Source organism: Pseudoalteromonas sp. SG43-6, from assembly GCF_014164365.1.
GTDB lineage: Bacteria > Pseudomonadota > Gammaproteobacteria > Enterobacterales > Alteromonadaceae > Pseudoalteromonas > Pseudoalteromonas rhizosphaerae.
Genome location: NZ_JACJEZ010000020.1, coordinates 9,722 through 22,729 on the forward strand (window position 1 = coordinate 9,722; position 13,008 = coordinate 22,729).

The following is a 13,008-nucleotide window of genomic DNA, read 5'->3' on the forward strand; positions in this document are numbered from 1 at the left end:
TAATGACAGCGCAATTTGAACATATTTCCGTACTAATGGACGAAACCATCGAAGGTCTAGCAATTAAGCCAGACGGTATTTATATGGATGGTACATTTGGCCGAGGCGGACATTCTGGACAAATCTTGGCGCGCCTTGGTGAACATGGTCGATTACAGGCCATTGATCAAGATCCACAAGCGATCAAGTCTGCCGAAAAGTTTGCCGACGATAGCCGTTTTGCCATTGCCCATACTCGCTTTTCTAACCTATACGAAGTAGCAGAGCAAAACGATCTATTAGGAAAAGTAGATGGTATTTTATTAGATATCGGTGTGTCATCACCACAACTAGACGATGCTGAACGTGGTTTTAGTTTTATGAAAGATGGCCCGCTTGATATGCGTATGGATCCTACTAGCGGCCGCAGTGCTGCGCAGTGGTTAGCCGAAGCTGAGCTGGAAGACATTGTTCATGTGATCAAAACTTATGGTGAAGAAAAGTTTGGTCGTCGTATTGCACATAAAGTACTTGAAGTGCGCGCTCATACGCCGATTACAACAACTAAGCAACTTGCTGATTTAGTTGACGAAGCAGTGCCAGTAAAGGATAAGTTCAAACACCCTGCGACGCGTACTTTCCAAGCTATTCGTATTTATATCAACAGTGAATTGGAAGAGATTCAAACGGCATTACAAGCTGCGTTGGGTGTATTAAAGCCCGGTGGCCGATTAGTGGTGATTTCGTTTCATTCACTAGAAGACCGTATTGTTAAACAGTTTATTAAAAAACAGAGTAAGGGAGCGGCGTTACCCAGAGGTCTGCCTTTAACTGATGCACAAATAAATCAAAATCTGACGTTAAAAGCAGTGGGTAAAGCTATTAAGCCAAGCCAAGCTGAAGTTGACCGTAACCCACGTTCACGCAGTTCAGTACTTAGGGTGGCACAGAGATTGGGATGAAGCCAAAAGCGAATCATCGACAACCCAATTTATTTTTAGAAATAATCAAAGGCCTAGGAGCAAACAAGTTAACCTCGGCCTTACTGGTTGTGATATTCGCATCTAGTTTGAGTGTGGTGCAGGTCACTCACTTTGCTCGCCAAGAGCTGATTGAACAAGATCAGCTGTTACAACAGCGAGATGAACTCGATTTAGAATGGCGTTATCTATTAGTTGAAGAAGAGTTTTATTCGCAACATGCGCGCATTGAAGAAATTGCTATTGAGCAACTGCAAATGAAACGGTCCACAAGCCAAGACGAACAGGTGATAGTACTGCCATGAGAAGTAGAGGAAAAAAACCAGTAAATAGTTTGATCACATGGCGTTTTATGCTGGTGTGCTCTGTGGTGCTGCTGGTTTTTGTGACTTTAGTATCTCGTGCTGCTTATTTGCAAGTTATCGAGCCTGATAAAGCCCGTTCAGAAAGTAATAAACGTACCGTGCGCGTGGAAAAGTTGCATGTGCAACGCGGGATGATTTTTGACCGTAATGGCAAAGAACTTGCTGTTAGTGTGCCCGTTGTAAGTGTATATGCGGATCCTAAAGCATTACATAAATCACTGCGTGCTAAAGTGCTCAAACAGGCGCGCAAAAATGGCGAAGATGAGAATGCCCTTGCAGAAAATACCGCGCTACTTGAACAACGTATTGCGCTGTACTACAAAAATGATTTACGTTGGCGTGAGCTTGCCGATGTACTGCGTATTGAAGCGAAAAAAATTAATGGTCGCTTGCGGGATGATGCCAGTCGCCGCTTTGTTTATCTAAAACGCCAAGTAACCCCTGCCGTTGCCAATTATATTGGCGATTTACGTCTGCCTGGTATTCATTTATTAGATGAATCAAAACGCTATTACCCTGCCGGAGAAGTCACCGCACATGTGCTTGGTTTTACCAATATTGATGGTAAAGGTATCGAAGGCATAGAGAAGCTTTACGAAAACGCATTAACTGGCGTTGAAGGTCGTCGCACAATTCGTAAAGATGCACAGGGGCGTGAAGTTGAAGTGCTTGATGAACGTGAACGGATTGAACCCGAAAACATCCAGCTTAGTATTGATCAGCGTATTCAAGCGATAGCCTATAAAGCGGTTAAATCAGCCGTGCTGACCTACAAAGCAACGTCTGGCTCTGCGATGGTGGTCGATGTGAGAACTGGTGAAGTGTTAGCGATGGTTAACAGCCCGTCTTTTAATCCAAATAATTTAAATGATGCAGCGCCGCATAAACGCCGTAACCGAGCGATCACGGATTTGTTCGAACCAGGTTCAACCGTTAAGCCTCTAGCCATATTAGCTGGGTTAGACTACGGCTCAATCCAACCGGATGATAAAATTGATACTTACCCAGGCTGGATGCGCATCGGTGGTACGTTAGTTACAGACTCGCGTAACCATGGTGAAATGACCTTACGTGAGATTTTAAAGTACTCCAGTAACATGGGTGTGACAAAAATAACGCAAGATGTACCGAAGGATTACTTTGTTGGCTTGTTCCAAAAAGTTGGCTTTGGTTCTGATACAGGCACCGGCATGGTTGGTGAAAGTAGTGGCTTGTTTTATCCGAATCGACGTTGGTCTGACCATGAAATTGCAGCACTTTCTTTTGGCTATAACGTTGCTGTAAGCACCGCACAAATGGCGCGTTTTTATGCCATGTTAGGTGCCGGCGGGATCAATAGACCATTGACCATCCTCAAGCAAGATTCAATCCCTGAAGGCGAGCGTATTTTTCAACAAAAAGATGTTGAAGCGGTTGTGCATATGATGGAAAGCGTTTTTGAAGAAGGTGGTACAGCGAGCCGCATAAAAGTTGATGGTTATCGTGCTGCGGGTAAAACGGGTACCTCTAAAAAAGCCGCTGCAGGTGGTTATGGTGATGAGTATGTTGGTTACTTTACAGGTATAGCACCTGCGAGTAATCCACGTTTAGCTGTTGTTGTAATGATCAATGAGCCCGGTGGAGATGTTTATTATGGCGGTGCAACTGCAGGACCAGTGTTTGCAGAAATAATCTCCAATGCGTTAAGAATTTTAAACGTGGCACCAGACAAAGGCTCGGTTGCCTACGTGAAGGGCATAGATGATGATGCGTGATTTAAAAATAATTTTACAACAAATAGAAGTAGCAGCAACAAGCTTACTAGTAAAGCACTTGCGTTTGGATAGTCGAGATGTCACCCCTGGGGATGTCTTTGTAGCAATTAAAGGTCATCAATTAGATGGCGGACAATTTATTGATAAAGCGATTGCAAATGGTGCAGTTGCAGTGATTGCTGATCGTTTATGTGAGTTTGAATGTGATTTTGAACCGCTTTATTTAATTTCCGATTTGAATAAGAAATTGCCCGCATTAGCGAGTCATTTTTATCAACAACCAAGTAAACAATTAGATGTGGTGGGTGTTACTGGCACCAATGGTAAATCAACTACCACTGCGATGATTGCTCATTTAGCTAAGTTTTGCGACACCCAATCAGCGATTATCGGTACGCTTGGGTATGGGCAACCAGAAAGTTTAACTGAGTTAATCAATACCACACCGTCTTGTGTTGATTTACAAAGAATATTAGCGCAACTTGCCACTGACAATAACAAACTGGTGGCGATGGAAGTGTCATCACATGGTTTGGTACAGCAGCGTGTTGCGAAAACGCACTTTAAAGCTGCTGTGTTTACCAATTTATCGCGCGATCATTTAGATTACCACGGTGATATGGCCAGTTATGCCGATGCAAAGTTAATGCTAATGCGAGATTTTGACGCGCAGCTGGTGGTACTAAATCAAGATGATAACCAAGTAGAGCAATGGTTAGAACAATACGATTTTAATAACTTAGTGTGTTATGGCCATAAAAACTTGCAGCCAAAAGGTGCTAAGTTTGTATACTTCACTGATGTTTCTTACCATAAAACCGGTATATCGGCACAGTTGACGACAAGTTGGGGTGATATTGCTATTACCTGTCCGCTGTTTGGCGAATTTAATTTATATAATTTAGCGGCTGCAATCGCAACTTTACTTGGTTTAGGTTACCCATTAGATCAACTGGCAGCGGGTTGTGCAAGCTTGCAACCAGTTGCTGGACGCATGCAAGCATTTAGCGCGCCAAACCAACCAACCTGTATTGTTGATTATGCTCACACGCCAGATGCGTTAGCTTTAGCATTGCAAGCATTGCAACAACATGTGCCCGGTGGCGTAAGTTGTGTATTTGGTTGCGGTGGAGACCGTGATAAAGGCAAGCGACCAATGATGGCCCAAGCGGCTGAGCAAAATGCTGATAAAGTAATTATTACCAGTGATAACCCGCGTAGCGAAGATCCATGGCAGATCATTAAAGATGTTGCTGCTGGTTTAAGCCAGCCTGACCGTGCGCACTTAGAAGCTGACCGTGCTCATGCTATTGCCTTTGCAATAGATAACGCAAATGCCAATGACGTAGTGCTTATTGCAGGTAAAGGCCATGAAGATTATCAAATAATTGGTACGCAACGGATAGATTTTTGCGATCGTAAATTTGTCCAGCAGCACTTACAACAAAAGCAAAAGCTAGACCCACAAGAACAACAAATAAGAGGATCGCAGTTATGATCCCAATGGATTTTGATTGGCTAGCAAATGTGCTAGCAACTGATTATCAAGGTGATAATCAAACAGTAAAAAATATTAATACAGATACTCGCACCGTATGCGAAGGAGAAGTATTTTTAGCGCTACAAGGCCCTAATTTTGATGGCCATCAGTTTTTACAACAAGCGAAAGACAAAGGCGCAATAGCCGCTATTGTTAGTCAAAAAGTTGCCGTTGATATTCCACAGTTTTTAGTTACGGATACGCGTATTGCGCTAGGCGAAATTGGTGCTGCGGTAATGGCCAGTGTGGCACCAAAAACTATCGCAATTACAGGCAGTGTCGGTAAAACCACAGTAAAAGAAATGTGCGCAGCTATTTTAGCTCCTCACGGTGAAGTACTGTCGACTAAAGGTAATTTTAATAATGACATTGGCGTGCCATTAACCTTGTTACGCCTAGAACCGCAGCACAAATATGCGGTGATTGAGCTTGGCGCTAACCATATTGGTGAAATTGCCTATACCACGGCGATGACTAAGCCAGATGTTGCCGTTGTTTGTAATGTGGCAGCTGCGCATATTGAGGGTTTTGGCTCTCTTGCGGGTGTGGCAACGGCTAAAAGTGAAATTTACGATGGTTTGAAAGAGCATGGCATTGCGCTAGTTAACTGTGACAGCGAATTTAGTGATGGTTGGCTTACTAAGTTACAAGGGCGCAATGTAAAACGTTTTTCAAGCACTGAAAAACTAGATATTTGGGCAGAAGAAGTCAGCCTCGATGAGCAAGCTCAGGCGTCTTTTTATATTTGTACCAAGCAGCATCGAGTACCCGTTAAGCTTGCATTGCCAGGTCGTCACAATGTTACAAACGCCCTTATAGCAGCTGCATTAACCTGTGAATTTGGCGTTAGTCTTGAGGCTGTGGCAACGGCACTCGCAACCATGGCTGAAGTAAAAGGCCGAGTAAACATTATTCAAGTCAATGAAACACTAACCGTGATTGATGACACTTATAATGCCAATGTGCAATCGGTTAAGGCTGCAATTGATTTATTACGCGACCTCCAAGGTCAGCGTATTTTAGCGTTAGGTGATATGGGAGAACTTGGTGAAGAAGCCGCGCTTTATCACCAACAAGTTGGCGCCTATGCCAAACAACAAGGTATTGATGAGTTGTATAGCTTAGGTGTACTGAGTCAATACGCCAGTGATGAATTTGCTAAACCACAGCGGCATTTTTCAAGCCGCGAGGAACTGTTGCAACAATTACAAGCACAGTTAACTGACTCAGCACAAAAAACCACCATAGTCGTGAAGGGATCGCGCAGTTCTCGCATGGAATTATTAGTACAAGATTTAGTTAACAGCCAGCAAACTGGCCGCAATGGAGTATCTCAATGTTAGTTTGGCTGGCCGAGTATTTAACACAATATTACAGTGCATTTAATGTGTTCTCGTATTTAACCGTTCGCGCTGTATTTGGTATTTTAACGGCACTATTAATTTCTTTATATTTTGGCCCTAAGTTGATCCGAGCATTGCAAAGAATGCAAATTGGTCAAGTGGTTCGTAACGATGGCCCGGAGTCGCATTTATCGAAAAAAGGCACCCCAACCATGGGAGGCTTGTTAATTTTAGCGTCTATTTTTACCAGTACTTTGCTGTGGGCTGATTTAGCGAATAAATATGTATGGGCTACCTTGTTTGTGATCGGCTCATTGGGAATTGTGGGCTTTGTTGATGATTACCGTAAAGTGATCCGCAAAGATCCAAAAGGGTTGATTGCGAAATGGAAGTATTTTTGGCAGTCAGTGATTGCCTTAGTGGTTGCCTGCGCATTATTTTTTACTGCTAATCATGCCAACGAAACATCATTAGTAGTGCCGTTTTTTAAAGATGTATTACCGCAGCTAGGTTTGTTTTACATAGTTATGACTTACTTTGTCGTGGTGGGGACGTCAAATGCTGTGAATCTGACCGATGGCTTGGATGGTTTGGCCATTGTACCGACTATTTTAGTGGCAGCAGCACTGGCTATTATTGCTTACTTAACAGGTAACGTGAATTTCTCTGCTTACTTGCATATTCCACATTTACCATTGGCCAGTGAGTTGGTTGTAGTATGTACCGCCATTGTTGGTGCCGGATTAGGCTTTTTATGGTTTAACACTTACCCAGCACAAGTATTTATGGGTGATGTTGGTTCATTAGCGCTTGGTGGAGCATTGGGTATTATTGCTGTATTAGTTCGCCAAGAGTTAATTTTAATCATTATGGGCGGTGTATTTGTGATGGAAGCACTGTCGGTTATCTTGCAAGTTGGCTCTTATAAATTACGTGGCCAACGGATTTTTAGAATGGCACCAATCCACCATCATTACGAGTTAAAAGGCTGGCCTGAGCCACGAGTTATCGTGCGTTTTTGGATAATTTCTATCGTGCTAGTGTTAGCTGGCCTAGTAACATTAAAGATCAGGTAAATGACGTATTTAAACGAGATGAAAAACAAACATATTACAGTGCTCGGACTCGGTGTAACCGGTCTGGGCATTGTGCGTTTTTTATTATCTCAAGGTTTAACGCCTAATGTAGTTGATAGTCGCCAATCACCGCCCGGTTGTGATTGGTTGCAACAACATGCGCCAAATTTAACGACGCAGTTTGGTGATTTAGCAACTGCACAGCTTGAAAGCGCCGATATGATCATCATCAGCCCTGGTTTAAGTTTAACACTTCCAGCAGTTGCACAAGCAATGCAAGCGGGTGTTGAAGTGATTGGTGATATTGAGTTATTTGCCCGTTTAACAGACAAGCCGGTGGTGGCTGTAACAGGCTCTAACGGTAAATCGACTGTCGTTACGTTGGCTTATGAAGTATTGAAAATGGCTGGTTATAAGGTCGGACTTGGCGGAAATATTGGTACTGCCGCACTGGATTTATTAGCTGATGATTTTGATGTTTACGTATTAGAGCTATCGAGTTTTCAGCTCGATACGATGCACAGCTTAAAGCCGGTTAGCGCTACGGTACTTAATGTGTCGGAAGATCATTTAGATCGTTACCCGAGCTACCAAGCCTATATTGATTCAAAACAAACGATTTATGCTAATGCCGCGCTGGCTGTAGTAAATAAGACTGACCCAGCAACGTATACACAAACAATGCCGCAATTAAGCTTTGGCTTAGAAAATGCGGATTATTGTTTAATGACGTATCAAGGTGACAGTTACTTTAGTTATCAAGGCAAAGCTCTATTGCCTGTTAGTAGCTTGGCCGTAGTTGGTCGTCATAATCAGCTAAATGCGTTAGCGGTTATGGCATTATTGAGCCCATTTGATATCAGTGCTAGTCAGTTTGCACAAGCTTTTAGCCAATTTACTGGCTTGGCGCATCGTTGTCAGTTTGTTGCCGAGCAAGCGGGGGTTAAATATTTTAATGACTCTAAAGCTACGAATGTCGGGGCCACCATTGCGGCGATAGAAAGTTTAGCCGATCAGGCCAAGCAACTAGTAGTGATTGCCGGAGGCGATGCCAAAGGCGCCGATCTCGATAGCTTAAAGCCGTATTTACAACAGCAAGTTAAAGCGCTTATTTGTTTTGGTAAAGATGCCAAAGCACTGGTTGCGTTGACTGACAAAGGCCACTTAACAGAAAATATGCAGCAAGCGGTGATGCTTGCCAAGCAACTTGCCACTGCGGGCGATATTGTGTTGCTTGCACCTGCATGTGCCAGTATCGATATGTATAACAATTATATGCAACGTGGTGAGCACTTTAGTCAATGCGTATTAGCGGAGGCAGTATGATTGCTTTAGCTAATATTCGTGACACCCTGACTCCTAAGCCTTCGGCGCAGTTATACGATGTGCCACTGTTATATTGTGTGATCATGCTAATTGGCTTGGGGTTTGTGATGGTGACGAGTGCGTCGATGCCGACCGCTGATCGCTTATTTAACAATCCCTATCATATTATTATTCGCCACAGCATGTTTTTGGCGATGGGCTTTGTGCTGTTTTGGATCACCTGTTGTGTACCAATGACTTGGTGGAAACGCTCGAATCCTTACTTATTACTGTTTGGCATGGCGCTACTGATAGTGGTGTTAATCGTTGGACGTGAAGTGAATGGCGCAAAACGTTGGATCCCAGTAGGTCCGGTGGGCTTTCAGGTTGCTGAAGCGGCTAAATTATTCTTTTTCAGTTATATCGCCGGTTACTTAGTGCGTAAACGTGAGGAAGTTCAAGAAAACATCAAAGGCTTTGCTAAGCCAATCGCGGTGTTTGCAGTTTACGCATTGTTGATTTTATTACAGCCCGATTTAGGCACTGTGGTGGTGATGTTTGTAACTACCGTAGGCTTATTGTTCTTAGCTGGGGCTAAGTTATGGCAGTTTTTTGCCTTGATATTAACAGGCGTAGGCTTAGTCGTATTGCTCATTATTGTTGAGCCATATCGGATGGCGCGGGTGGTCGGTTTTCTAGAGCCATGGGATGACCCATTTGGTAAAGGCTACCAGTTAGTACAATCGCTGATGGCATATAGCCAAGGTGGTTGGTTTGGCCAAGGTTTAGGTAATAGTGTGCAAAAATTGCAATATTTACCTGAAGCCCATAATGACTTTATTTTTGCGGTGATTGGCGAAGAGTTAGGTTTTATCGGTATCGTCAGTATTTTAATGGTGTTTGGTACTTTGGTGTTTAGAGCACTGTTAATTGGTCAGCAAGCACTTAAATGTGGCAAAGAATATGAAGGTTACTTTGCATTCGCAATAGGTATTTGGTTTGCATTTCAAACCATGGTTAATGTGGGGGCGAGTGCCGGTATTTTGCCAACCAAAGGTTTAACCTTGCCGTTTGTATCTTATGGTGGCTCAAGTTTACTTATCATGACTATTGCGGCAGGTATTTTATTGCGCGTGGATTTTGAAACCAAAATGGCCACTAAACAAGCAACATCCGGTGGAGGCAAGCGATGAATAAAAAATTAGTCGTTGTTGCTGGTGGTACTGGCGGGCATATTTTTCCCGGCATAGCTGTGGCTGATCACTTAAGGCAACAAGGTTGGCAAGTGAGTTGGATTGGCACTGCTGATCGAATGGAAGCGCAGGTTGTACCAAAGCATAATATTGAGATTGATTTTATTAATGTTAAAGGTGTACGTGGCAATGGCCTTGCACGTTTAGTAAAAGCCCCTTTTATGGTGATTAATGCCATATTACAAGCACGCAAAGTATTGAAAAAACAACAACCTGATGTTGTGTTAGCAATGGGCGGCTATGTTACTGGGCCGACTGGCATTGCCGCAAAAAGCTTAGGTATACCACTGGTGATCCATGAGCAAAATGCGGTTGCCGGTATGAGTAATAAGTACCTAGCCAAGTTTGCCAATAAAGTGTTGGCTGCATTTCCGCAAGCATTTGCCTCTGGATACAGTGACGTGGTTGGTAATCCGGTACGAGCCAGCGTAGCAAATGTGGCAATGCGGGAAGTATCAAGTCCGGTTAACGTGTTGGTCGTTGGTGGCTCGTTAGGTGCGCAGGTGCTAAACCAAACTTTGCCAGCAGCATTTAAACAGCTCAGTGAAGAGTTTCAGATCAATACATGGCATCAAACCGGTAAAGGTCATTTAGGCTCAGTAACACAGGCATATCAGCAGCAAGGTTTTAGTGCTGAACAAGCTAAGGTGGCTGAGTTTATTGATGATATGGATACCGCTTATAGCTGGGCAGATATTGTAATTTGCCGCGCGGGGGCGTTAACCGTAAGTGAGATTGCTGCTGCAGGAAAAATGGCCGTGTTTGTGCCGTTTCCGCATGCGGTTGACGATCATCAAACTGCGAATGCAAAATTTTTAGTTGATGGCAATGCGGCATTATTAATGCCACAGGGGCAGTTCAATCAACACAGTATTGTTGAACTATTACGCCCGTATTTAGCCAAACCAGCATTAATCAGTGAACTTGCAAGCAATGCTAAGCAATTGGCGACACTAGAAGCTACTGCCAATGTCGCATGGCATTGTATGGATGCCGCAGGTGTCCCCTTGTCAGCGCTGCAAGTAACAGAAAAAAGAGATAATTAAGTGAAACAAATGTCAACACACAAGAGCACTCGCCCGGCAATGCGCCGAATTAGCACTATCCACTTTATTGGTATTGGTGGCGCAGGAATGGGCGGTATTGCCGAAGTACTCGCATTTGAAGGATATCGTATTACTGGCTCTGATATTGCCCATAGTGCAATGACCGAACGTTTGATCCAAGCTGGCGCTGAAGTGTTTATTGGCCATCATCAAAGTAATGTTAAAGATGCCAATGTAGTGGTGGTTTCAAGTGCAATTGATGAAACTAACCCTGAGATAATTGCAGCTAAGGCGGCACGTATTCCGGTTGTGCGCCGTGCCGAGATGTTGGCCGAGCTAATGCGCTTTCGCCACGGTATTGCTATCGCTGGTACTCATGGTAAAACCACCACCACTAGTTTGATCGCGAGTATTTATGCTCAAGCAGGGCTGGATCCAACCTTTATTATTGGTGGTTTACTTAATAGTGCGGGTAGTAACGCAAAAGTCGGTAAAAGTGATTTTTTAATTGCTGAAGCTGATGAGAGTGATGCGTCATTCTTGCATTTGCAACCTATGGTATCGGTGATCACTAATATTGAAGAAGATCACATGGATACCTACGGCGGTAGCTTAGAAAAAATGAAAGACACTTATGTAGATTTCATTCATAACCTGCCTTTTTATGGCCTTGCTGTGGTGTGTATCGATTCAGAAGTGGCAGCTGAGCTTATTCCGCGATTTGGCCGTCCTGTGATCACTTATGGTGAATCGAGCGACGCCGATTACCGCATGACTGATTTTAGCCAAACGGCAAATACCAGTCAGTTTAAAGTGCGCACTAAGCAAGGTGATGAATTAACTGTGCATTTAAATATGCCAGGTAAACATAATGCATTGAACGCCACTGCAGCGATTGCTGTTGCAAAAGATCAACAAATAGCTGATCACGCGATTTTAGAAGCATTGCAACAGTTTGAAGGTATCGGACGTCGTTTTCAGCATTATGGCGATTTTGAAAACGAACGTGGCAAAGTAATGCTGGTGGATGATTATGGTCATCACCCTTCAGAAGTTGCAGCGACTATAGCGGCAATTCGCCAAGGCTGGCCTGATAAACGCTTAGTAATGATTTATCAACCACATCGCTTTACTCGTACTCGTGATTTATATGAAGACTTTGTAAAAGTGTTAGCCGATGTTGATCAGTTATTATTGCTTGATGTATACGGCGCTGGTGAAGAGCCAATTATTGGCGCAGACAGTAAAAGTTTATGTCGCAGCTTACGTCAACGCGGTAAAGAACCACTGCATGTTGCAAGTAGCTCTGAACTAGCTGGAGTATTAGCTGATACGTTACAAGATAATGATTTAGTTATAACCCAAGGTGCTGGTAATATTGGTCAATTAGTAAAAACACTCGCGGCGACATCGCTGTCGATTGAGCAACTTAAGCAGGTAAAGGTATGACGCAATTAAACACACAGTTTGGCAAAGTGGCAGTGTTGTTTGGTGGACACTCAGCTGAGCGCGAAGTATCACTAAAATCAGGCCAAGCGGTATTGAACGCATTACAAAATGCGGGCATTGATGCCATTGGCTTTGATCCAAAAGAGCAACCGTTATGGCAATTAAAAGAACTCGGCATTGAACGAGTATTTATCGCCCTGCATGGTCGCGGTGGTGAAGACGGTACTATTCAAGGTGCACTTGAGTTTATGGGGTTGCCATACACTGGCAGTAACGTATTAGGCTCAGCATTGGCGATGGATAAAATACGTTGTAAGCATTTATTTAAATCTGCGGGCTTGAGCACTGCGCCTTATGCGGTGGTGGATAGCAAGCGTGGTTTTGATGCGACAGCGATAATGAATGAACTGAAAAAAGTGATGGTAAAACCGTCGCACGAAGGTTCTAGCATTGGTATGGCGCAAGCAAATAATGCGCAAGAGCTTGAAGCTGCTTTAGCTGAAGCGTTTAAGTTTGACAGCCAAGTACTGGTTGAGCAGTGGATAACAGGGCGCGAATTTACAATCACTGTACTAGGCGATGAGGTACAGCCAGTAATTGAAATGACCACCCCAAATGGTTTTTATGATTACCAAGCAAAGTATCAGTCAAATACCACGCAATATCATTGCCCAGCAGGCTTATCAGCTAGCGATACCACGCATTTACAAGCAATGGCTTTAGCGGCATTTGAGCTAGTGGGTGCCAGTGGTTGGGGTCGTGTTGATGCAATGCAAGATGCAGACGGTAACTTTTATTTGTTAGAAGTAAACACAGTACCAGGAATGACTGAAAAATCGTTAGTGCCAATGGCTGCTAAAGCAAATGGTGCAAGCTTTGAGCAATTAGTTGTTCGCATTTTGGAGCAAACGCTTTAAT

11 protein-coding genes are annotated in these 13,008 nt (G+C 43.6%); all 11 read left to right on the top strand.

The features are described 5' to 3' along the window. Positions 1 to 2: 2 nt before the first annotated feature. The 11 genes from rsmH to H5201_RS10225 are packed head-to-tail and all read left to right on the top strand — an operon-like array spanning position 3 to position 13,007. Entirely contained in the window at positions 3 to 941 is a 939-nt protein-coding gene (gene rsmH / locus H5201_RS10175) for a 16S rRNA (cytosine(1402)-N(4))-methyltransferase RsmH (protein ID WP_145236860.1), read from the top strand. Further along, complete coding sequence (ftsL, locus tag H5201_RS10180; RefSeq protein WP_145236863.1) at positions 938 to 1,264, top strand: cell division protein FtsL; 327 nt, start codon at positions 938 to 940, stop codon at positions 1,262 to 1,264. The genes rsmH and ftsL overlap by 4 nt, the downstream gene beginning before the upstream one ends. Continuing rightward, positions 1,261 to 3,078: a penicillin-binding transpeptidase domain-containing protein gene (locus tag H5201_RS10185; protein WP_182784516.1), complete on the top strand. Its 1,818-nt coding sequence runs from the start codon at positions 1,261 to 1,263 to the stop codon at positions 3,076 to 3,078. Before ftsL ends, H5201_RS10185 begins: the two co-directional genes overlap by 4 nt. After that, complete coding sequence (murE, locus tag H5201_RS10190; protein ID WP_182718105.1) at positions 3,071 to 4,576, top strand: UDP-N-acetylmuramoyl-L-alanyl-D-glutamate--2,6-diaminopimelate ligase; 1,506 nt, start codon at positions 3,071 to 3,073, stop codon at positions 4,574 to 4,576. Before H5201_RS10185 ends, murE begins: the two co-directional genes overlap by 8 nt. Further along, positions 4,573 to 5,961 (top strand): UDP-N-acetylmuramoyl-tripeptide--D-alanyl-D-alanine ligase, encoded by a 1,389-nt coding sequence (gene murF, locus H5201_RS10195; protein WP_182718048.1) that lies wholly within the window; start codon positions 4,573 to 4,575, stop codon positions 5,959 to 5,961. Before murE ends, murF begins: the two co-directional genes overlap by 4 nt. Beyond that, a complete protein-coding gene (gene mraY, locus H5201_RS10200) occupies positions 5,955 to 7,037 on the top strand; it encodes a phospho-N-acetylmuramoyl-pentapeptide-transferase (protein WP_145236872.1) in 1,083 nt (360 codons plus the stop codon). Before murF ends, mraY begins: the two co-directional genes overlap by 7 nt. Then, positions 7,038 to 8,363 carry a UDP-N-acetylmuramoyl-L-alanine--D-glutamate ligase gene (gene murD, locus H5201_RS10205; protein WP_182718049.1) on the top strand — a complete coding sequence of 442 codons (1,326 nt, stop codon included), beginning with the start codon at positions 7,038 to 7,040 and terminating at the stop codon, positions 8,361 to 8,363. Then, the gene (ftsW, locus tag H5201_RS10210) at positions 8,360 to 9,535 is read left to right on the top strand and encodes a cell division protein FtsW (RefSeq protein ID WP_182718050.1); all 1,176 of its coding nucleotides are present in this window, start codon (positions 8,360 to 8,362) and stop codon (positions 9,533 to 9,535) included. Before murD ends, ftsW begins: the two co-directional genes overlap by 4 nt. Beyond that, positions 9,532 to 10,641 (top strand): undecaprenyldiphospho-muramoylpentapeptide beta-N-acetylglucosaminyltransferase, encoded by a 1,110-nt coding sequence (gene murG / locus H5201_RS10215; protein ID WP_182718051.1) that lies wholly within the window; start codon positions 9,532 to 9,534, stop codon positions 10,639 to 10,641. Before ftsW ends, murG begins: the two co-directional genes overlap by 4 nt. A gap of 9 nt (positions 10,642 to 10,650) precedes the next feature. Next, positions 10,651 to 12,090 (top strand): UDP-N-acetylmuramate--L-alanine ligase, encoded by a 1,440-nt coding sequence (gene murC / locus H5201_RS10220; protein ID WP_259397186.1) that lies wholly within the window; start codon positions 10,651 to 10,653, stop codon positions 12,088 to 12,090. Continuing rightward, a complete protein-coding gene (locus H5201_RS10225) occupies positions 12,087 to 13,007 on the top strand; it encodes a D-alanine--D-alanine ligase (RefSeq protein WP_182784518.1) in 921 nt (306 codons plus the stop codon). The genes murC and H5201_RS10225 overlap by 4 nt, the downstream gene beginning before the upstream one ends. Position 13,008 lies beyond the last annotated feature (1 nt).